The sequence below is a fragment of the Curtobacterium sp. Csp2 genome, assembly GCF_013347165.1.
In genome coordinates this window covers 3,551,686-3,572,643 of record NZ_CP054593.1, presented here as the reverse complement: position 1 = coordinate 3,572,643, position 20,958 = coordinate 3,551,686, and the positions used below count along the sequence as shown (strand labels likewise).

At 73.6% G+C, this 20,958-nt stretch carries 22 protein-coding genes; 12 read left to right on the top strand and 10 right to left on the bottom strand.

The window, feature by feature from the left end:
• Both HUN59_RS17320 and HUN59_RS17315 read right to left on the bottom strand, forming a co-directional pair.
• Entirely contained in the window at positions 1-513 is a 513-nt protein-coding gene (locus tag HUN59_RS17320) for a MarR family winged helix-turn-helix transcriptional regulator (RefSeq protein WP_058741853.1), read from the bottom strand.
• A gap of 147 nt (positions 514-660) precedes the next feature.
• Entirely contained in the window at positions 661-1,218 is a 558-nt protein-coding gene (locus HUN59_RS17315; protein WP_058741854.1) for an NADPH-dependent FMN reductase, read from the bottom strand.
• A 100-nt stretch (positions 1,219-1,318) separates the two neighbouring features.
• Here HUN59_RS17315 and HUN59_RS17310 point away from each other — a divergent pair, with 100 nt between their 5' ends.
• From HUN59_RS17310 to HUN59_RS17285, 6 genes are all read left to right on the top strand, one after another.
• On the top strand, positions 1,319-2,959 hold the full coding sequence (locus HUN59_RS17310; RefSeq protein WP_174779074.1) for a glycoside hydrolase family 13 protein: 1,641 nt from the start codon (positions 1,319-1,321) through the stop codon (positions 2,957-2,959).
• A gap of 101 nt (positions 2,960-3,060) precedes the next feature.
• Complete coding sequence (locus HUN59_RS17305; RefSeq protein ID WP_174779073.1) at positions 3,061-5,061, top strand: DUF7507 domain-containing protein; 2,001 nt, start codon at positions 3,061-3,063, stop codon at positions 5,059-5,061.
• Between the two features lie 132 nt (positions 5,062-5,193).
• Positions 5,194-5,835 (top strand): DUF308 domain-containing protein, encoded by a 642-nt coding sequence (locus HUN59_RS17300; RefSeq protein WP_229666871.1) that lies wholly within the window; start codon positions 5,194-5,196, stop codon positions 5,833-5,835.
• Positions 5,832-6,098, top strand: a complete 267-nt coding sequence (locus tag HUN59_RS17295; RefSeq protein ID WP_058741858.1) for a hypothetical protein — start codon at positions 5,832-5,834, stop codon at positions 6,096-6,098. The genes HUN59_RS17300 and HUN59_RS17295 overlap by 4 nt, the downstream gene beginning before the upstream one ends.
• Positions 6,099-6,234: 136 nt before the next feature.
• A complete protein-coding gene (locus HUN59_RS17290; RefSeq protein WP_254629926.1) occupies positions 6,235-6,768 on the top strand; it encodes an RNA polymerase sigma factor in 534 nt (177 codons plus the stop codon).
• Positions 6,758-7,543 (top strand): hypothetical protein, encoded by a 786-nt coding sequence (locus HUN59_RS17285; protein WP_174779071.1) that lies wholly within the window; start codon positions 6,758-6,760, stop codon positions 7,541-7,543. The genes HUN59_RS17290 and HUN59_RS17285 overlap by 11 nt, the downstream gene beginning before the upstream one ends.
• 58 nt (positions 7,544-7,601) lie before the next feature.
• Here HUN59_RS17285 and HUN59_RS17280 read toward each other — a convergent pair whose 3' ends face one another.
• On the bottom strand, positions 7,602-8,516 hold the full coding sequence (locus HUN59_RS17280; protein WP_174779070.1) for a LysR family transcriptional regulator: 915 nt from the start codon (positions 8,514-8,516) through the stop codon (positions 7,602-7,604).
• Between the two features lie 49 nt (positions 8,517-8,565).
• Here HUN59_RS17280 and HUN59_RS17275 point away from each other — a divergent pair, with 49 nt between their 5' ends.
• Entirely contained in the window at positions 8,566-9,828 is a 1,263-nt protein-coding gene (locus HUN59_RS17275) for an MFS transporter (protein ID WP_174779069.1), read from the top strand.
• A 166-nt stretch (positions 9,829-9,994) separates the two neighbouring features.
• A complete protein-coding gene (locus HUN59_RS17270) occupies positions 9,995-10,600 on the top strand; it encodes a hypothetical protein (protein WP_174779068.1) in 606 nt (201 codons plus the stop codon).
• A gap of 12 nt (positions 10,601-10,612) precedes the next feature.
• On the opposite strand, the gene HUN59_RS17265 is transcribed toward HUN59_RS17270, so the two are convergent.
• The gene (locus HUN59_RS17265) at positions 10,613-11,527 is read right to left on the bottom strand and encodes a cation diffusion facilitator family transporter (RefSeq protein WP_174779067.1); all 915 of its coding nucleotides are present in this window, start codon (positions 11,525-11,527) and stop codon (positions 10,613-10,615) included.
• Between the two features lie 47 nt (positions 11,528-11,574).
• On the opposite strand from HUN59_RS17265, the gene HUN59_RS17260 reads away from it, so the two are divergent.
• Both HUN59_RS17260 and HUN59_RS17255 read left to right on the top strand, forming a co-directional pair.
• Positions 11,575-12,252 (top strand): DUF4166 domain-containing protein, encoded by a 678-nt coding sequence (locus HUN59_RS17260; RefSeq protein ID WP_174779066.1) that lies wholly within the window; start codon positions 11,575-11,577, stop codon positions 12,250-12,252.
• On the top strand, positions 12,252-13,229 hold the full coding sequence (locus tag HUN59_RS17255; protein ID WP_174779065.1) for an epimerase: 978 nt from the start codon (positions 12,252-12,254) through the stop codon (positions 13,227-13,229). The genes HUN59_RS17260 and HUN59_RS17255 overlap by 1 nt, the downstream gene beginning before the upstream one ends.
• On the opposite strand, the gene HUN59_RS17250 is transcribed toward HUN59_RS17255, so the two are convergent.
• Complete coding sequence (locus tag HUN59_RS17250; RefSeq protein WP_174779064.1) at positions 13,198-14,172, bottom strand: EamA family transporter; 975 nt, start codon at positions 14,170-14,172, stop codon at positions 13,198-13,200. The genes HUN59_RS17255 and HUN59_RS17250 overlap by 32 nt on opposite strands.
• A gap of 72 nt (positions 14,173-14,244) precedes the next feature.
• On the opposite strand from HUN59_RS17250, the gene HUN59_RS17245 reads away from it, so the two are divergent.
• Positions 14,245-15,168 (top strand): LysR family transcriptional regulator, encoded by a 924-nt coding sequence (locus HUN59_RS17245; protein WP_174779063.1) that lies wholly within the window; start codon positions 14,245-14,247, stop codon positions 15,166-15,168.
• A gap of 50 nt (positions 15,169-15,218) precedes the next feature.
• On the opposite strand, the gene HUN59_RS17240 is transcribed toward HUN59_RS17245, so the two are convergent.
• From HUN59_RS17240 to HUN59_RS17220, 5 genes are all read right to left on the bottom strand, one after another.
• Positions 15,219-16,037, bottom strand: coding sequence for a L,D-transpeptidase family protein (locus HUN59_RS17240; protein WP_254629925.1), 819 nt, complete (start codon positions 16,035-16,037; stop codon positions 15,219-15,221).
• An 8-nt stretch (positions 16,038-16,045) separates the two neighbouring features.
• Positions 16,046-17,272, bottom strand: a complete 1,227-nt coding sequence (locus HUN59_RS17235) for a hypothetical protein (protein WP_174779062.1) — start codon at positions 17,270-17,272, stop codon at positions 16,046-16,048.
• A gap of 119 nt (positions 17,273-17,391) precedes the next feature.
• Positions 17,392-18,777, bottom strand: coding sequence for an adenylosuccinate lyase (gene purB, locus HUN59_RS17230; RefSeq protein WP_174779061.1), 1,386 nt, complete (start codon positions 18,775-18,777; stop codon positions 17,392-17,394).
• The gene (locus tag HUN59_RS17225; protein WP_058741870.1) at positions 18,774-19,286 is read right to left on the bottom strand and encodes a low molecular weight protein-tyrosine-phosphatase; all 513 of its coding nucleotides are present in this window, start codon (positions 19,284-19,286) and stop codon (positions 18,774-18,776) included. Before HUN59_RS17225 ends, purB begins: the two co-directional genes overlap by 4 nt.
• Before the next feature lie 83 nt (positions 19,287-19,369).
• The gene (locus tag HUN59_RS17220; RefSeq protein ID WP_114850392.1) at positions 19,370-19,768 is read right to left on the bottom strand and encodes a phage holin family protein; all 399 of its coding nucleotides are present in this window, start codon (positions 19,766-19,768) and stop codon (positions 19,370-19,372) included.
• 87 nt (positions 19,769-19,855) lie between these two features.
• On the opposite strand from HUN59_RS17220, the gene hisC reads away from it, so the two are divergent.
• The gene (gene hisC, locus HUN59_RS17215; protein WP_174779060.1) at positions 19,856-20,953 is read left to right on the top strand and encodes a histidinol-phosphate transaminase; all 1,098 of its coding nucleotides are present in this window, start codon (positions 19,856-19,858) and stop codon (positions 20,951-20,953) included.
• The last annotated feature ends 5 nt before the right edge of the window (positions 20,954-20,958 follow it).

Genomic DNA, 20,958 nt, shown 5'->3' with positions numbered 1-20,958 from the left:
TCAGTGGGCCGGTGCCGCGTCGACCTGGTCGACGGCACCGCGCATGCGCTCCAGGAACGTCGCGACCACGCGGGCCTCGTCGGCGGTCAGGCCCTCGGCGATGGACATCATCCGGCGGTGCATGACCCCGAGGGTGGCGCGGACCTCGTCGTCGGTCTCGGTCGTCGGGGTGATGACGAGCGCGCGGCGGTCGGTCGGGTGCGGGTCGCGGCGCACGTGGTTCGACTTCACGAGCCGGTCGATCAGGATCGTCGTCGACGCGGACGAGATCTTCAGGTACGCCGCCAGGTCCTTGGGCTTCACGATGCGGCCGGCGCGCTGCGCCTGCAGCAGGTACCGGACCGCCAGCAGGTCGGTCTCGCCCATGCCCATCGAGTCGCGGGTGCGGCGGCGCATGGCGGTCTCGGCAGCGCGGTAGCGACGGAGCGCGTTGAGCACGGCGACACCGCGCTGGGTGGCGTCGTCGTCGGGGAACCAGTACCCCGACGCCTCCGTGATCTCCTGCGTCGACATGGCGTTCAGGGTAGCCCCTCTGGTATCTCGCCTGTCTAGCGGTCCGGCGGTACCGGTGGACGAACGGGAGGCGCGGTGCCAGCTGGCACCGCGCCTCCCGTCCGCCTCGTGGCCGCGCTCGGTCGCGACCAGGTGGCGGCTGCGGACTCAGGCCGCGACGGGCTCCGCGGCGGCCTCGGCGAGCGCGCGCAGCGCGCCCTGGACGAGCTCGACGACCTCGGCGTCCTCACGGGGGTGCGTCTCGGCGAAGCGGACGACGGACTGCGGGATGGCGACCTTGACGTCCTCGAGGACACGGGCGCCCGCGATGCCGGCGGCCTTGCGCGCGTCGTCGTGTGCCCAGACGCCGCCGTACTGGCCGAAGGCGGACCCGATGACGGCGAGCGGCTTGCCGGACAGCGGCGAGGCGCCGAACGGACGCGAACCCCAGTCGAGCGCGTTCTTCAGCACGGCCGGGATCGTGCCGTTGTACTCGGGCGTGACGAGCAGCACGGCGTCCGCGTCGGCGACCGCCTGGCGGAACGCGACGGCGGCGGCCGGCGGGGTGTCGCCGTCGATGTCCTCGTTGTAGAAGGGCAGGTCGACGATGCCGTCGAAGGTCGAGAGCGTGATGCCCTCCGGAGCGTGCTGGTCGGCCGCCTCGGCGAGCTGGCGGTTGATCGAGCCGGCGCGGAGGCTGCCGACGAGGACGAGGACGTTCGTCATGGAGATCCTTTCTCTCGGGACACGAATGGTGTCAGCAACAACCAATGAGTCGGCTGGGTCGCCCATTCCCGACACGGCCCCGGCTCGGTAGGTTGACCGGGTGAGCACCCCTCGGACGCCCGCCAGCACACCTCGCACGACCGACCCGGACTGGTGGCGGCAGGCCGTCGTCTACCAGGTGTACCCGCGGAGCTTCGCGGACACGGACGCCGACGGCCTCGGCGACCTCGCCGGGGTGACGAGCCGCGTGCCCTACCTCGCCGCGCTCGGCGTCGACGCGATCTGGCTGTCCCCGTTCTTCCCGTCGCCGCTGGCCGACGGCGGGTACGACGTGGCGGACTACCGCGACGTCGACCCGCGGCTCGGGACGCTCGCCGACGCCGACGACCTGCTCGCCGTCGCGCACGAGCACGACCTGAGGGTGATCGTCGACATCGTGCCGAACCACACCTCCGACCAGCACGAGTGGTTCCGGGCGGCGCTCGCCGCGGAACCGGGGTCGCCGGAGCGTGCGCGGTACGTGTTCCGCGAGGGCTCCGGCCCCGACGGGTCGCTGCCGCCGAGTGACTGGGTCTCGAACTTCGGCGGGAGCGCCTGGACCCGGGTGCCGGACGGGCAGTGGTACCTGCACCTGTTCGCGCCGGAGCAGCCCGACCTGGACTGGTCGAACCCCGAGGTCCGCGCCGACTTCGAGGAGACGCTGCGGTTCTGGTCCGACCGCGGGGTCGACGGCTTCCGCGTGGACGTCGCGCACGGGCTCGCGAAGGACCTGTCGACGCCGTACCGGCACTCGGACGAGCAGGCGCTGCCGCTCGACGGCTCGGACCCGCTGTACGACCGCGACGAGGTGCACGAGATCTTCGCGACCTGGCGGACCGTGCTCGACGAGTACGACCCGCCCCGCGCCGCCGTCGCCGAGGCCTGGGCGCCGGCGCCGCGTCGCGTGCTCTACGCCAGGCCGACCGAGCTCGGGCAGGCGTTCAACTTCGACCTGCTCGAGTCACCGTTCGACGCCGACTCCTTCCGCTCGATCGTCGAACGGAACCTCGCCGCGTCCGCCGAGTCCGGAGCGTCGAGCACGTGGGTGCTCTCGAACCACGACGTCGTCCGGCACGCGACCCGGTACGGGCTGCCCGACGGCACCGACACGGACGCCTGGCTGATGACCGACGGCACCGACCCGGTGCTCGATCGGGAGCGCGGGCTCCGGCGTGCGCGGGCGGCGACGCTGCTCGTGCTCGCACTGCCGGGCTCGTCGTACGTCTACCAGGGCGAGGAGCTCGGCCTGCAGGAGGCCGCGGCCATCCCGCACGCGCAGCTGCAGGACCCGAAGTGGCTGCGCACCGGGCACACGGTCAAGGGTCGGGACGGCTGCCGCGTGCCGATCCCGTGGACGCGCTCCGGGCCGTCGTTCGGCTTCGGCGACACCGCGCCGCACCTGCCGCAGCCCGAGGACTTCGGCGCGTGGTCGGTGGAGGCCGAGGACGGCGTCGCGGGGTCGACCCTCGAGCTGTACCGCGCGGCGACGGCGGCCCGGCGTCGGCTGCAGCGCGGCGAGGAGCTGCACTGGGTCGAGGCGGGCGACGGCGTCGTGGCGTTCGCGCGGCACGACGGCTGGCGGTCCGTGACGAACTTCGGGACGACGCCGGTGCCGATGCCCGCGGGTGCGGTCGTCGTCGCTTCCGGGCCCCTCGACGACGAGCACACGCTGCCTGGTGAGACGACGGTCTGGCTCAGCTGACCGACAGGCTCCCTCCTCCCCAAGCCGTCGGCGGCGGGCGGCTCTCCACAGTGTGAGGAGTGCGCCGTCGGCGGGTGCTCCCCGATCGCGACGATCGGGGCATGAACCGACACACATCCCCACCCGGCGGCGCACCCGCCGCATCCGCCGCGCCCGCTGACCGTCCTGTCCGACCCGCGACGGACTGCTCGAGGCGCTGGTGGCGCCGACGGCCCGGACTCGTCGCCGCCGGCGTGGCCACGGCGCTCGGCCTGCTCGGCGGACCCGCGGTGCTCGTCGCGCCGTCGTCCGCCGGCTCGCTGCCCTTCCCCTACGTCGCCGACTTCTCGGACGTCGCCGGTGGCACACTGAGCGGGGACGCCGCGATCGTCGACGGACGGCTCCGGCTGACCGACGACGAGCTCAGCCAGGCGGGGGCGTGGTCCACGGACGACACGTTCTCGTCCGACCTCGGGCTCGACATCGAGTTCGACTACGCGATGTACCACGAGGGCACGCGTGCGGGGGCGGACGGACTGCTGCTGTTCCTCGCCGACGGCGCCGCACCGCAAGGCGTCGGCCAGTCCGGTGCCGGCCTCGGGTACGCTTGCCGCTTCCACGAGACCCAGGGCGGGGACCACCCCTGCGACCTGCCCGGACTGCCCGGGGCCTTCGCCGGCATCGCCATCGACCGGTACGGCAACTTCTCGCTGCCGCTCAACCTGTCCGGCCCCGGCGCCGCACCGGACTCGGTGGTGGTCCGCGGATCGGGCGACGGACTCGACGGCTACCGGTACGTCGCCGGCACCGACGTCCCGCGCGGCGTCCAGACCGACGGACCCGAACCCCGGACCGTACGGGTGACGCTGCTGCCGCAGGACGACGGCGGCCTCGCGCTCACGGTCCGGCTCGAGACCGAGGCCGGTGCGCTCCGGACCGTCCTCGACCAGGTGCCGCTCCACGGCGACGGCCAGGCGCCGCTGCCACCGACGCTGCGGCTCGGGTTCGCGGCGTCGACCGGCAGCTACGTCGACGTGCACGAGATCGACGAGCTCCGGGTGCAGGTGCCGGTCGACCTCGCCGTCGACCAGGACCTGGCACCGGAGGTCACCGCGGGCGAGCAGGTCCGCTGGGACGTCGTCGCGCGCGATGCCGGGCCGAGTGCATCGGACCCGAGCCGCCTGACGGTCGACGTGCCGGCAGGGCTGCGGGACGTCTCCTGGACGTGTCGTGGGGTCGACGGCGGCACGTGCGGCGCCGGCAGCGGGACGGGTGCGGTGTCCACCGACCTCGGTCTCCCACGGGGTGCCGGTGCGGTGGTCACCGTGACCGGTACGGTCCCGGACGACGCGACCGGCACCCTGACGAGCCGTGCGGTGCTCGAACCGGCGTCGGGGCTCGCCGACACCTTCGTCGACGACAACGTCTCGGTGGCCGAGACGCGTGTCCGGGACGACGACGGACCCGGACCGGGACCCGTCGCGCGGCTCGGCACCGAGAAGTCCGTCGAGCCCGCGACCGACGTCCACCCGGGCGACGAGCTCACCTACGCGCTCACCGCCCGGAACGACGGGACCGTCGACGCCGAGCGCGTGGGCGTCACGGACGAGCTGCCCGCCGCCGTGCGCTTCACCGGGTCCGACGACGACTGCACGGCGGACGGACAGCTCGTGACGTGCCGGTCAGCGGACACCCTCGCGCCGGGGGAGCGTCGTACCTTCACGATCCGGACGGTCCTCGACGAGACCTACCGCGGGGACGGTTCCGACGTGGTCAACGTCGCGACGGCGACCTCGCCGTCCGACCCGGACGGGGGCGACCCGTCACCCGGCGTCGCGGTCGGGGTGGTCGACCCCGGCGACGGAGACGGGGGTACTGACGGCGACGGCGGCGGGACGAGCGCCTCGCCCGGACCGGCCACGGACACAGCAGGACCTGGCGCCGGCGGACGCGGCCCCGGATCCGGACCAGGACGTGGCGGGTCCCTCGCCTACACCGGTTCGTCCGGCCTCGGTCTGCTCGCGCTCGCCGGTGCGGCGGTGACGACGCTCGGCGGTACGGGCTGGTGGGCGGTCCGACGCCGCAGGGCGCGCACGGACACGACGGACCCGGCCGGCGGCTGACGGGGCTGACCGGCTGGTGGCCGGAGTGCGGCGGCTCGGTGCTCCCTCAGCGCCGGCCGCCGCCGTCCGGTCGGCTCGCAGCGGGCACGGCGGTACGATTGGGCCACCACCCGCATGCCCGAAAGAGGTCTCGTGTCCGACTCCGTCGACGACGCCGACGAGCGCGCGCGGTACTGGCCGATCCCCGTCCTCCGGGCCGTCCCAGCCGCGGTCGTCGCCGTCGTCATCACCTTCTCCGCCAACCACGCCGCCGGCTACGGGCTCGTGCTGTTCGGCGCCGTCGCCCTCGTCGACGCCGTCGTCCTGGCGGTCGCGGGTACCCGCCGGCTGACGGACGACCCACGGTCGCGGCGGACGACACTGGTGCACGCGGGCATCGACGTCGTCGCGGCGGTCGCGGCCTTCGCGACGAGCAGCCTCGGTCTGCCGGCGTTCATCGCGGTCGTCGTGGCCTGGGCGATCCTGTCCGGGGCACTCGAGCTCACCCAGGGACTGCGAGCACGCAGTCGGTCCCCGTTCGCCCGCGACTGGACGACCATCGGCGGCCTGACCCTGCTGCTGGCCGTCGCCTTCCTGCTCACCCCGCCGGACTACTCGCAGCGGCTCGGCGGCATCGAGAAGGTGTCGGGCACCCTCGACGCCTCGATCGTCCTCGTCGGCCTGCTCGGCGCCTACCTCGCCATCGCGGCGGTCTTCCACGTGATCGCCGGACTCTCGCACAAGTGGGGAACGGCGGCGCCGACCGCAGCCCCGGACGGAGCACCCCACGCATGAACGCCCCCAGCCGTCGCGACCGTCTCCGTCCGGCGGAGCTCCTCGTGATCTCCGCGATCGTCGCCGTGTTCATCGGCCTCGTCGTGCTGTTCTCGACGCGGGAGTTCGTGCTCGCCCTGGTCTTCCTCGGCATCGCCTTCATCGTCGTCGTGGTGGTCCTCGCGATGCTGCAGCTCGCGTCGTCGAGCGACCAGGACGACAACGACATGCTCGGTGGGCACAAGGCCCCCGGTGAACGCGTCGAGGGCGACGACTTCCACTGACGTCCACCCAGCCCGCCCGGCCCGGGGCCCGCGGCTGACGCAGGCACGACACGCCCGAGGTCACGAATCGTGAACGGTCCTGTCAGGACCGCGGGTCCTGCCGACATCTCCAGGGTGAGGGAGGTGGGGTGTGGACGTGACCACGGAGACGGACGCGATGCTCGTCCGGGCGATGGCCACGGGCGACCGTGGCGCGCTCGCCCGCGCGTTCGACCGCTACGCCGCGACCCTCACCCGGTACACCTGGGCGCTCGCGGATGACCGGCAGGACGTCGAGGAGGTCGTGCAGGACGCCTTCCTGACGCTCTGGCAGCGCTCGGCGACGCTCGAACTCCCGGCGGACACGGTGCTGCCGTGGCTGCTCGTGGTGTGCCGCAACCTGGCGTTCAACGCGGGACGGAAGCGCACCAAGCACCGCGCGGACGAGCTGCCCGAGACCCTGGCGACCCCGTCCGACCACCGGGAGGCCGTCGAGACGCTCCGCTGGGTGCGCGCCGAGATCGCGGCGTTGCCCGAACTCGACCGGCGCATCTGCGAGCTGTGCCTGCTCGAGGGGCACTCGTACGCCGAGGCCGCGGAACTCCTCGGTCTGTCCGTCGGCGCGGTCACCCAACGCGTCTCCCGCAACCGTCGTCGACTCAAGAAGGTGGTGATGCACGATGAACACTGAACCCCCTGAGGGAGACGACCTGCAGCGCATGCTCGTCGCGATGAAGCAGCACGTCCTCGAACGCGCCACCCCGCGGCCGGCCCGGCGACGCGGACGGTCCGGCATCGTCGTCGGCGTCGTGGCGCTGCTCGCGCTCGGCACGGCGACCGGTGCGGTCGCGTTGACGCTCACGCAACAGGACCGTCCGGCGGCAGCGCCCGCGCAGACGCAGCAGCCCGAGCCGGCGCCGTCCGCGACGACTCCGAGCTCGGCGCCGATCACCGGCCGGCCGACACCCCGGCCGACGTCGACCCCGGACACGGTGGCGTCCGTCCCGACCGACTGCCGGGCGATCGTGCCGGCGTCGGACTACGACCGCCTGTTCGGCGACGCGCCTTTGATGCAGGTGTTCCCCGACCCGGGGAGTCCCGCCGCGAACCAGATCCAGGCGGAGCAGGATTCGACGAGGCGGGATCCGCTCGCCGGGCCGACCACCCTGTACTGCCTCTGGCGTGACTCCCAGGCGGACATCACAGGGCTGGCCGTGACGCTCGGCACGGGAACGCCCGAGCAGATGGCCGAGCTGGAGCGGACGACGTTCCAGGGCTGGTCGCCGACCTGCGACGAGCGCGACGGCATCCGGACGTGTCGCGCCGTGCGGAGCGACCCCCAGTACGGCACGGACTGGGCGCGCACGACGTACGTCCGCGGGGACACCTGGTTGGTCATCGACCAGTCGAACTTCCCGACGAACGGGCTCCTGCCCGCGATCGTCGGGGAGGTCTGGGGGGACTGACGGCCTGGAGGCGCGTGGCGGGCCCCGCCCCGTGCCTCCAGTCCGTCGGTGGGTCCCGTCAGACCGCCCGCCGCGCCGCGACGACGTCGCGGGCCAGCGCCTGCGTCGCGCGGTTGGGTTCCGGGTCGGTCCGCATCGCCAGCCCGATCCGCAGCGGCGCGACGTCGTCCTCGAGCTCCAGGACGGCGCCGTCGTGCTGCACGCCGGAGTCCGGCACGACCCCGACACCGAGCCCGGCGGTCGCGAACCGCACCACGGCGGGCATGTCGTTCATCTCCGCGACGATGCGGCGCCGGATCCCGAGCCGGTCGAGGGCCGCGTCCAGGATGATCCGGTTGCCGAACCCGTGCGCCGTGTCGATGAACGGCTCACCGGCGAGCTCGGCGAGCCCGACCGACGTCCGTCCCGCGAGCGGGTGGTCGGACGCCACGAACACGCGGAACGGCATCTCCCGCAGCGGCTCGACCGTGATGCCCGGCGGCACCGCGAGCAACCCCGTGTAGGCGAGGTCGAGTCGTCCGGCCACCAGGTCGTGGACGAGCCCGGTCGTCCCGGTCGGTGACGTCATGAGCTCCACCGCGACGAGGGGGTGGCGCTGCCGGAACCGACGGAGGACCCCGGTGAGGTCGACGATGTCCATGCTCGTGAAGATCCCGAGCCGGACCCGTCCGCGCAGGTCGGCGTCGTCCACGGTGGCGAGGTCGCGCATCCGGTCGAGGGCGTCGAGGACAGCGCGGGCGTGGGGGAGCAGGTCCTCGCCCGCGGCGGTGAGGGTGATCCGGCGGCCCGTCCGGTCGAACAGCCGGACGCCGAGCGAGCGTTCGAGCGACGCGATGCCCGCCGAGACGGTCGACTGCGCGGCCCACAGGCGCTCGGCGGCACGGGTCACGCTGCCCTCGGCGGCCACGGCGACGAACTGTTCGAGCAGGCGGGTCTCCACCCGACGAGTATCGACCAGGTCGATGGTGGCCATCAAGGAGAACCGTTGGACTCGATGCCACCTGCGGGACGACCATCGAGGCATGTCCTCGACCACCGCTCCCGCCCCCACCGCCGCTGCCGACCGGGTCCCGGCCCCTCGGGGCCGCCGCGCGCACACCCGGCGCCGGCACGGCTTCGGCTTCTGGGCCGTCGCGTTCGCGTTCCTGGCGGTCATGGCCTTCGCCACCGTCCCGGCCCCGCTCTACGTGATCTACCAGGCGCGGGACGGCTTCCCGACCTTCACCACCACCGTGGTCTTCGCGGCCTACGGCGTCGGGGTGGTGGCGTCGCTGTTCCTCGCCGGGCACCTCAGCGACGTGCACGGACGCCGCCCCCTCGTGCTGGTTTCCGTGGCCCTCGAACTCGTCGCCGCGGTGCTGTTCCTGCTGTGGGACGACGTGACCGGGCTGGTCGTGGCCCGGCTCGTGACCGGCCTCGGGGTGGGGCTCCTCACCGCGACGGCCACCGCGCACCTCGGCGAGCTCCGCGTCCGGGCCACCGGGTCGGACGCGTCCGCGAAGGGCGCGAGCGTGGCGGCGGGGGCGGTGAACCTCGGCGGGCTGTCGCTCGGGGCGCTCGTCGGCGGGGCGCTCGCCGAGTTCGTCGGTCAGCCGCTCGTCGTGCCGTACGTCGTGTTCGTGGTGGCGCTGGTCGTCGCGTTCGTCGTGGTGCTCGCGGCGCCCGAGACCGTCGACCGTCCGGAGCAGCCGATGCCGTACCGACCGCAGCGGATGCAGGCGCCCGCCGGGCAGGCCGGGGCGTTCTGGGCCGCCGGGACCGCGGCGTTCGCGGCGCTCGCGGTGCAGGGGCTCTTCACCTCGGTGGCGCCGACGTTCCTCGCGACGACGTTCCACGTGACCGACCGGCTCGCGGCCGGGGCGACCACGTTCGGCGTGTTCGCGGCGAGTGCGGTGTCGCAGATCGTCTTCGCCCGGCTCGCGCAGCGTCGGCAGGTCCAGCTCGGGCTGGTGCTCCTGGTCGTCGGGCTCGCGGTCCTCGCGGTCGCCGCCGTCGTGCTGCAGGTCGCCGGGTTCATCGGTGGCGGGGTCGTCGCCGGAGCGGGCGTGGGGCTGCTGTTCCGCGCGTCGATCGCCCGCGCCGGGTCCCTCGTCGGCCCCGAGCAGCGCGGCGGTGTGCTGGCGGCGACCTTCCTGATCGCCTACGCGGGGCTCACGGTCCCGGTGGTGGCGGTCGGCGCGGCGCTCCTCGTGGTCCCGACGCTGCCGGTGCTGCTCGGGTACGTGGTCTTCGTGGTCGTGCTCGCCGTGGTGGCGGGCGTCCGGCTGGCGGCCAACGCCGAGTAGGACGCAGCAGCACCGGTCCGGCCAGGCCCGGCCCGGTCCGGTCCGGCCCGGTCCGCTCCGGCCCGGCCCGGCCCGGCCCGACCAGGCGAGCCCGGCCCGACCAGGCGAGCCCGGTCGACGCCGGGCGGGCCCGTCCCGTGCGGGTCCGCCCGGCATACTGGGTGGCATGGCCCGGAAGCGCACACGACCAGCCCTCGCCGGCCTCGCCGCGGTCATCGCCGCCGGCCTGGTCGCCGCCGGGGTCGTGCTGACGACCGAGCGGAGCGGGGACGACCCGGACCCGGGGAGCGGATCCACCGCGACGACGGCCACCGACGCGGCGCAGGTCCCCGGTGAGGTCACGGTCACGATCCCGCGCGAGGGCCCCGACCTGCCCGGCGCCGACGTGCTCGACCAGTGCCGGTCGAGCAGCCGCCAGGTCGTCGCCCGCTACGACACGGCCGCGCTCGGCGAGGTCGTCCTGCAGTGCGGGACGTCGGCCCAGGGCTACGAGCACATCCGCGTCCGGCACACCCGCGACTGGCAGGACGTCGTCGCCGGGCACGGCAGCCGTGACTGGGACGACGCGATGCTCACCGCGGTGCAGACCGCTCTCGGTTCCCCGCGGGACGGCTACCCGGCCGACGCCGGCGACGGCAAGGTGTGCTTCGCCGCGCCGGTGCGCTTCGACGACGGCTCCCGGCCCGACGACGAGCCCTTCGTCAAGGTCATCGTCTCGGCGACGACGGACCGGGTGATCACCGCCTACCCGACGCGAGAAGACGGCTGCTGACGCCGGCAGGTCCTACGCGTGCACCTCGTGCTCGTGCCGCCGGTGCGACACCGGTTCGAGCTGGAACGTCGAGTGCTCGACCGGCACGTCGAAGTGCTCCGCGACGCACTGCTGCAACGCGTCGAGGATCCGCGGTGCGTGCGCCGTCGAGAAGCAGTGGTCGTCCACGACGACGTGCGCCGTCAGGTTCGGCACCCCGGTCGCGACGAGCGTCGCGTGCAAGTCGTGCACCGCGATGACGTGGTCGAGCTCCAGGATGTGCGCGCGCACGTCGTCCAGGTCGAGCCCTGGAGGCGTCGACTCGAGCAGGACGTTCGCGGTCTCCCGCAGCAGCCGGACCGCGCGCGGCAGGATGAGCAGCCCGATCAGGATCGCGGCGACGGAGTCCGCCCGTTGCCACCCCGTCAGCCCGAGGACGACGGCCGCGGCGATGACCGCGACCGAGCCGAGGGTGTCGTTCAGGACCTCGAGCCGCGCGGCACGGGACGTGAAGCCCTCGCCGGAGGCCCGGAGCAGCACCGCGTACGCCACCACGTTCCCGACGAGCCCGACGACGCCGAACACCAGGAGCGGTCCGGCGTGCACGTCGGCCGGGACGAACAGCCGTTGGACCGCGGAGATCACCACGTAGACGCCGACCGCGAGCAGGATCGCCGCCTGCGCCGTGGCCCCGAGCACCTCGGCCCGCTGGTACCCCCAGGTCCGCTGGGCGGTGGGCGAGCGTCGGGCGAGCCGCGTCGCGACGAGCCCGATGCCGAGTCCACCCGTGTCGACGACCATGTGCCCGGCGTCGACGAGCAGCGCGAGCGACCCGGTCAGCACCGCCCCGACGACCTCGGCCAGCAGGATGCCCGCCGAGATGCAGAACGCGACCAGGAGCGCCCGCTCGGAGGCGTGTCCGTGCGCGTGCCCGTGGTCGTGACCCATGCCCTCGATCGTAGGCAGTCGCACCGACGACGTGCCAGGCTCGGCACGTGACCGTGTCGCCGTGGCAGCTGACGATCCCGCCCCACGTGCTGGCCCGCCTGCACCCGCGGCTCCGCACGTACTTCGGTCCGGTCCCGGCCGGTCACGTCGGCCGGGGCGAGGGCGTCTTCGCCGTGGTCGGCACACCGCGACGCTGGCTGTGGCCGGTCCTCGCGTGCCTCGCCCACGAGGGGGTGCTGTTCCCGGTCTGGGAACGGGACGTCCCGTTCACCGTCGAGAACCGTCCGGCTCGCGTCGGTCGCGGGGCGGCGGACGGCCGGGAGGCTCAGATCGCCGTGGTCGCGCGTCGCACCTTCCGGTTCCGCTCCGGGTCCCGCACGATGGTGGACGCCATCGCCGCCGGACCGGACGGGCTGGTCGACCACCTCGGGCGCCGCGGGCGCCTCAGCGCGCTGCTGCGCGCCGAGGTCGACGCGACCGGGCCGGAGGCGGGCGCGCTCCGGCTGGTCTCCACCCGGGTGTCGTTCCGGGCGCTCGGGCGCGACCTGGTCGTCCCGGCCCGCGTCGCGCCGCGTGTGACGCTCGTGGAACGATTCGATGACGATGCCGACGTGCAGCGCGTGTCCCTGGTGCTCCGCGCGCCGGTGCTCGGCACGCTGTACCGGTACGAGGGGACCTTCCGCTACGCGGTCGTGCCCGACACCGGTCGACGAGGGGATGGCTGATGGCACCGGAGCAGCCGAGGGTGGTCATCGCGGGGGCGAGCGGCTTCGTGGGGCGGTACCTGCAGGACGCCTTCCGCGACGAGGGCTACGAGGTCGTCACGGTCGGACGCTCCGGCGACGCCGTGTGGGGCAACACCATGCGCATCCGCGAGCTCGTGGACGGCGCCGCGCTCGTCGTGAACATGGCGGGGAAGAGCGTCGACTGCCGCTACGGCCGCCGCAACCGCGCGGAGATCCTGCGGTCCCGGGTCGAGACGACGCTCGAACTGGCCGAGGCGATCCGGACCGCCGAACACCCGCCGCCGCTCTGGCTGAACGCATCCACCGCCACGATCTACCGGCACGCCGACGACCGACCGCAGGACGAGGACACGGGCGAGCTCGGCGAGGGCTTCTCGGTCTCGGTGGCTCGGGCGTGGGAGCGCGCGTTCTTCGACGCCGACCTGCCCGCCACCCGTCGGGTCGCACTGCGCATGGCCATCGTGTTCGGCGACGGCAGCGCCCTGGTCCCGCTCCTCCGACTCGCGCAGGCCGGCCTCGGCGGACCGCAGTACGACGGCCCGTGGTTCCCGACACGATCCCGACTGCGCGCCGGGACGTACCACCACGACCGGCACACCCACGGGCGGCAGCGCTTCAGCTGGGTGCACGTCGCCGACGTCGTCGGGGTCGTCCGGTTCGTCCGCGACCACCCGGAGATCGAGGGTCCGGTGAACGTGTCGAGCCCCGAGCCGTCGGACAACCGCACCGTGATGGCGACCATCCGCGAGGCCGTCGGGCGCCGCATCGGCATCCCGACCTGGCGTTGGATGCTCGAGCTCGGGTCGTTCGCGATCCGGACCGAGACCGAACTCGTCCTGAAGAGCCGGTGGGTGGTGCCGACCCGGCTGCTCGCGGCGGGCTACGAGTTCCGCCACCCCGACCTGCGCGGTGCGCTCGCCGGGATCATCGCGGAGCGCCGCCAGCACCGGGGCTGACCGGGAGCGGGTCGGGCACGGCGACCGCCGCGGGACCCGGACCGGTGGCCCCGGCCGGGGGCGCGACCGTCGGCACGACCCGGGGCGTCCGGGACGACCAGAGCACCGCCGCGACCACCACCGCGCCGGCGACCACCTCGACCACGTCGGGGACCTCACCGAAGGCCACCCAGGAAGCGAGCACGCCGACCACGGGGACGAGCATCGAGAACGGCGCGACCGTGCTCGACGGGTACGTACCCAGAAGGCGCGACCAGATGCCGTACCCGACCAGCGAAGCGACGATCACGATGTAGAGCAGCCCGAGGTCCGCAGGGAGCGCCGCGGCGGTGAACGCCGTGCCGAGGGCCGTGCCGACGCGCTCGGGCCCCTCGACGACGAGCGCGAGGACGGCCATCGGCACCGGCGGCACGATCGACCACCAGAGCGTCAGGTGCAGCGGGTTGACCGGACCGGCGCGGCGGGTGGCCACGTTGCCGATCGCCCAGCCGAGCGCACCGCACAGCGCGAGCACGACCGGCAGGAGCGCCGCGGCCTGGGCACGGTGGACCGCGATCGCCGCGAGTGCCGCGACCGCGATCGTCACCCCGACCACCTGTCGTCCGGTCAGCCGCTCGCGCAGGAACACCCCGGCGAGCACGACCGTGAACGGCGCCGACGCCTGCAGCACGAGCGAGGCCAGCCCGGACGGCAGCCCGGCCGCCATGCCGAGGTACAGGAACGCGAACTGGAGCACCCCGAGGCCGGCGCCGACGAGCAGCAGCCGCCCGAACGGCATCCGCGGCCGCGGCACGAAGAGCACCGTCGGCACGGCCAGCAGCGTGAACCGGACGACGGCGAGCAGGAACGGCGGGAAGTGCTCGAGGGCGAGCGCCGTCGCGGGGAAGTTCAGTCCCCAGACGACGGCGACCAGGACGGCGAGGAGTCGGTCACGAGAGCGCACCTCCTGATCGTGGCGCGTGTCGACCGTGCAGCACCAGCGCAGAGTTCCGCATCGACGTTGTAGCCTCACTTCATGGTCGGCTTCGACGTGCAGCTCCTCGCCGTGCTCCGCGAACTCGCCGGGCGGGGGAGCGTGACGGCGGTCGCCACGGCCACGCACCGGTCCCCGAGCGCGGTCTCGCAACAGCTCCGCACCCTCGAGCGGCAGGTCGGCGTGCCGCTGGTCGAGCGCGTCGGCCGGGGTGTCCGGCTGACGGAGCACGGCCGGGTGCTCGCTCGACTGGCGGACGGCGTGGCCACGGCCGTCGCGGAGCTCGACGCCGCGTGGCAGGAACACCTCGGCGGCACGGTCGGCAGCGTCGACCTCGCGGTGTTCCCCTCGGCCGCGGAGCTCCTGCTGCCCGGACTGCTCACGCGCATGCGGGACCACCCCGCGATCGACCTGGTCCTGGCGGACGTCGACGTCGACGAGGACGCCTTCGGGCCGCTCACCGCCGACCACGACGTCGTCATCGGGCACCGGCCGGACGGTGCGCCGCCCGCCGGGCGCGAACGACTCGAGACGGTCCCGCTGCTGCGCGAGCCGCTCGACGTGGCGCTGCCGCTCGGGCACCGGCTCGCCGACCGCGACCGGGTACGGATCGACGAGGTCGTCGGCGAACCCTGGATCGGCGTCCCCGAGGGCTACCCGATCGACCGCGTCCTGACTGCCATGGCCGCCGCGACCGACACCCCACCCGACGTCGGCTTCCGCACGATCCACCTGCCGGTCATCGAGAACCTCGTCGCGGCCGGGCACGGCGTCGCCCTGGTCCCGCGGTACACGTCGGGCACCCGGGCGGCCGGTCGATTCCACCTGGCGGAGCTCGGCGCGGTCCGCGCCGGGCGGCGCATCGAGGCGCTCGTGCGTCCGGACCGCGCGGTCCGTCCCGCGGTCCGGACCGTCCTGGAGGCGCTGGTCGCGGAGGCGCGCGACGTCACCACCCCGGGCGGCTGACGCGCGCACCGGACCGGCACCGTGCCTCCAGTCCGGTCGTGGCGGTCCCGTCAGCGCACCTGCAGTGGTGTGCCGAGGGGCAGGAGGTCGGCGAGCGTGCTGATGTCGGCGTTGCGCATGCGGATGCAGCCGTGCGAGGTGTCCCGTCCGATGCTCGACGCGTCGTCGGTGCCGTGCAGGCCGATCTGTCCGGGTCCGCCGCCGAAGGAGTTGAGCACGTCCGAGAACGCGGTGGTGCCGTACGCGTACGGGCCGTACCCGGCGTTCGTCGGTGCCAGCAGCTCCGTCAGGGCGAACCGCCCGGTCGGCGTGGGCGTGCCACCGGTCCCCGTCGCGACCGGGTACGAGTGCACGACCTTCCCCGCCCGGTACAGGTCGAGGGTGTTCGTCGCGGTCGTGACCACCAGCGCGTAGGGGTCCGCCGACAGCGCCACCGCGCTCGTGGGCACCCACCCGGTGCTGCCGTTGGGCCGCTGTGCGAGCTGGACCTGCACCCAGTCGCCCTGCTGCGCGACCACGAGGAAGACCAGGGGCGCTCCGGACGGCTGCGGGTTCGACAGGGTGGTCGTCGTGTCGCCGCCCGGACGCGCGGCGACCCGGACCGAGGCGCCCCGGACGGCGGCGACCGTCGACGTCGCGGGCGCGTGGACCGCGGCGGGGGGTGTGGTCGACGCGCTCGCGGCCGGGCTCGGCGCGGGTGCCGCTGTCGTGCTCGCCGTCGGCGAGGGAGCGGCCGCGCGCGGTCCGTCGTGATCGGCGTCCGACCACGGCCCGAACGCGACGAGCGCGACCAGGAGGGCAGCGACGACGGCCACGGCGGCGGCGACCAGGGTCGCGCGCCGCCGTGGACCGGTCAGGGGTGACTGCACGGGTCCCGTCAGCCGGTGAAGGTCGCCTTCGCGCGGACCGGGGTCGCCGGCACGGCGGTCGGCGTCGTGCCGCCGGCGGCCGCGCCCGGGTCCGTGATGGTCAGCGTCACCGCGGCGCGCTGCGACGAGGAGTCGCCGACGAGCACGAGGTCGTAGGAGCCGGCGCCGGTCACGAAGTCGGCGGGGAGCACCACACGGCCGATGACCGCGCCGCCGGCGTCCGCCGTGAACGTCGTGCCGTCGATGCCCTCGGCGCGTCCGCCCTGCACCACGCCGACCCGGACGGTCTCGCCCGGCACGAACCCGGTCCCTGCGACGGGGGTGCCCGTGGTCGTGGCGTCCGCGCGCGTCAGGGTGGTGTCCGGCACGCTCGCCTGCGCGACGGGCTGCGGGGTGAAGTCCGTCGTGACGTCGTCGAAGGTGATGCTGCGCAGGACCGTGGGGGCGGCCGGGGCCACGTCGGCCTGCGGGGTCGCTGCCTGCGTGGTGGTGTCCGGAGTGGTGGTGTCCGGCGCGGCGGCGGGAGCGGCGGCCGGGGTCGCAGGGCCGGTGGCCGTGGCCTCGGGGGCGGTGTCCGCGATCATCGGGGCGACCGGCGCGTCGGTGGCGGCGTCGTTCGGGGCCTGGCTGCCCTCGATCGCGAGACCGAGGTACTCGGCGTACCCGACGACGGTCGCACCCTCGGCCGCGAGCTCGTCGGCGAACTCCTGCGTGCCGACCTGCGCCCCGTCCGGGCCCCAGGTGGTCTGCGCGCCGTCGACGTTCGACGTGGTGTTGCTCGACGGGAACTCGGCCTGCGTGGTCCCGTCCGGGAAGTGCACGAGGATCGAGAAGTTCGTGCTGCCCTGGGCAGTGACCGAGGCGCCCTCGAACGCCGCCGGCAGGTCTGCCGCGGGCATCGGCTCCGCGAAGCCGCGGGCGAGGACGACCGGCTCCGAGCCGGTGAGCGTCAGCCCGTTCGGCCCGAACGCGGACCCTGCGGTCAGCGGCTTCGTGGCGAGCGACCCGTCGCCGGACCCGGCCCCGAAGGTCGCGCCGTACCAGCGGTCGCCGAGCGAGCTGTCGGGGGCCGCGGGGAGCAGGGCGACGTCGGACTGCGAGTCGACCCACTCCACGGTCCCGGCGGGCGCCGCGGTGGTGGACTGGTCGGCGGATGAGACGGTGGGGACGAGGACGGTGGCGATGCCGAGTGCGGCGACGCCGACTCCGGCCGCGACGATGCGGGAGCGAGGCACGTGGTGTTTCCGTTCGGGTGAGCCACGGGGACGACGCCCCCGGATGACTGGCAGCTCAACCTAGCAACGAGCTGGGACCCGTTTCGCTGAGGGGCCGCACAGGTGCCCGGGCCCGGGCCTCAGACCTCGAGGTGGTCGACCATCTCGTCCGCCAGGCCCGTGTACGTCGCCGGCGTCAGGGCCGTCAGCCGCGCCTTGGCGCCGGACGAGATGTCGAGGCCGTTCACGAAGGCCACGAGCTCGTCCTGGCCGATCCGCTTGCCCCGGGTGAGCTCCTTGAGCATCGCGTAGGGGTCCTCGATGTTCGACTGCCCCGCGGTGACCTCGGCCCGGATGACCGTCTGGACCGCCTCGCCCAGCACCTCCCAGTTGTGGTCGAGGTCCTCGGCCAGCCGCACCTGGTTCACGGCGATCTCGCCGAGGCCGCGGCGCAGGTTGTCGAGCGCGAGCAGCGAGTGTCCGAACGCGACGCCGATGTTCCGCTGCGTGGTGGAGTCGGTGAGGTCGCGCTGCAGGCGGCTCGTGACGAGGGTCTCGGACAGCGTGGAGAACAGCGCCGATGAGATCTCGAGGTTCGCCTCGGCGTTCTCGAAGCGGATCGGGTTGATCTTGTGCGGCATGGTCGACGACCCCGTGGCGCCCGCGACCGGGATCTGCGTGAAGTACCCCATCGAGATGTAGGTCCACACGTCCGTCGCCAGGTTGTGCAGGATGCGGTTCGCGTGCCGGACCCGGTCGTACAGCTCGGCCTGCCAGTCGTGCGACTCGATCTGCGTCGTGAGCGGGTTCCACGTCAGACCGAGGCCCTCGACGAACTCCTTCGACAGTGCGGGCCAGTCGGCCTCGGGGTCGGCGGCCAGGTGTGCCGAGAACGTGCCGGTCGCGCCGGAGAACTTGCCGAGGTACTCGCCGCCCTCGATCTGGGCGAGGACGCGCTCGAGCCGGTAGACGACGACCGCGAGCTCCTTGCCGAGCGTGGTCGGGGTGGCCGGCTGCCCGTGCGTGTGGGACAGCATGGGGACGGCCTTGAGCTCCTCGGCCATCGTGCGCAGCGTCGCGATCACGGAGCGGTAGGCCGGCAGCCACACCTGCTCGACGGTGTCCCGGACGGTGAGCGCGTAGGACAGGTTGTTGACGTCCTCGCTCGTGCACGCGAAGTGCGTCAGTTCGGCGATGGCGTCGAGCCCGAGGTCGGACAGGCGACGGCGCACGAAGTACTCGACCGCCTTGACGTCGTGGCGGGTCGTCGCCTCGATCTCGGCGAGCTCGGCGATCTCCTGCTGCCCGAAGGTCTCGACGACCCGACGGAGCGCGGCCTTGTCGTCGACGCTCAGCGGCGAGGTCGTGAACATGGCGTGGTCGGTCAGGAACACGAGCCACTCGACCTCGACCACGACGCGCGCACGGTTGAGGCCGGCTTCGGAGAGGTGCTCGCCCACCGTGTGCACGACCGGGTAGTACCGCCCGTCGAGCGGGCTGATCGGCTGCGGGGGAAGGGGGGTCATGGGGCTCCCTGACGGACTGCCGGTTCGAGTTGTCGGAAGAGCGCCCGGCAGGCCCGCTCGACGGTCGAGAGCACTCGGTCGAACTCGTGCCGGTCCGCGTAGTACGGATCCGGTACGTCGGTCTGCTGGGGCCAGGCGTCGTCGTACCGCAACAGGAGCGTCACCTTGGCGGCGTCGTCCATGGTCGGTGCCCACGAGCGCAGGACGCGTTCGTGGGATCGGTCGAGTGCGACCACCAGGTCGAGGTCCGGGAACCGGTCCGGGTCGAACTGGCGGGCGCGATGCCTGCTGCCATCGTATCCGCGCGCTGCGAGCGCAGCGATCGTGCGCTCGTCCGCGGGCTCCCCGACGTGCCAGTCCCCGGTGCCGGCCGACTCCACCTGGAACCGGTCGGACATCCCCGCGTCCGCCGCGATCTGCGCGAAGACGATGCCCGCCATCGGCGATCGGCAGATGTTCCCGCTGCAGACGAACGACACGCGGAAGGGTGCTGGGCCGTCCTCGGTCATGTGCTCATCATGACGGGTCGCGGCGGGTGCGCGCGACGGTCACCGGCCTGGAGGCACGGTGCCGGTCGGTCGCCCGGCCCGCGTCACCGACGGCGCCGGTCGAGCGCGGGGCGCACGAACAGGCCGATCAGCCACGAGAACACGGCGAGGACGAAGGCCCCCACGATGCCCCAGCCGAACGACTCGACCTGCAGCCCGAAGCCCATCGCGTCGGAGATCCCGGCGACGATGAGCAGCAGGACCGCGTTCACGACGAGCGAGATGAGCCCGAGCGTCAGGACGTAGAGCGGGAAGGCGACGACCCGGATGATCGTGCCGACGACGGCGTTCACGAGGCCGAACACGAACGCCACGAGCAGGAACGTCAGCACGACGGCGGTGGTGTCGCCGGTGCCGAACGGGACGACCGTGACACCGCTCACGATCAGGGTCGTGAGCCAGAGCGCGACGGCGTTGACGACGAGGCGGACGAGGAATCGCATGCCGCCATGATGCCCGGCGACACCGCCGGTTCCGCTGAGTCGGTGGTCACGCTGTCTGCGTGACCGACCCGCGGTTACGCTGACTGGGTGACTGACACGCGCGTGCACATCCGACCCGAGATCGCGGTCCTCCCCGCGTACCAGCAGGGTCGGCAGGCCGCCGCGGACGCCTTCAAGCTCTCGAGCAACGAGAACCCCTTCCCACCGCTGCCCGGCGTCGTCGAGGCGGTGCAGGCCCAGACGGCGTTCAACCGCTACCCGGACGCCACCGCCCTCGCCGTCCGCGCGGTGCTCGCGGACCGGTTCGGCCTGACCCCGGACCAGGTGCACGTCGCCCCGGGGAGCGTCGCGATCCTGCACGAGCTCGCCCGCGCCGTGAGCGCCCCCGGCGACGAGGTCGTCTACGCGTGGCGCTCGTTCGAGGCGTACCCGGGCGTCGTCACGGTCGCCGGCGCCACGAGCGTGCAGGTCCCGAACCGGCCGGACGGCGGGCACGACCTCGACGCGATGGCCGCCGCCGTGACCGAGCGCACGCGCATGGTGATCGTCTGCTCCCCGAACAACCCCACCGGACCGGTCGTGACCGCCGCCGAGTTCGACGCCTTCATGGCGCGGGTGCCGTCGTCGGTGCTCGTCGTGCTCGACGAGGCCTACGCCGAGTTCGTGACCGAGCCGACCGCGGTCCGGGGCGCTCCGCTGCTCGAGCGGTACCCGAACCTCGTCGTGCTGCGGACGTTCTCGAAGGCGTACGGCCTCGCGGGTCTGCGCGTCGGGTACGCCCTCGGCCCGACGTACGTGCTCGACGCCGTCCGCGCGTGCGCCATCCCGCTGTCCGTGACGGCGCAGGGGCAGGCGGCCGCGCTCGCGAGCCTGGAGCGCGAGGACGAACTGCTCGAGCGCGTCGCCGAGCTCGCGCAGTCCCGCGACCGGATCGTCGCCGCGCTCCGCGACCAGGGCTGGGACGTGCCGGACGCGCAGGGCAACTTCGTCTGGTTGCCGACCGGGGAACGCACCGCACATGCGGCCGATGCCTTCGACCGCGCGGGGATCATCGTGCGGGCCTTCGGGAACGAGGGGATCCGCATCTCGATCGGCGAGCACGAGGCTGTGGAAACGCTCCTCGAAACAGCGGCCTCGCTTGTGGAGGACCTCCAGATGGCCCCCTCGGACCGCCCGCTACGCTGACCGGC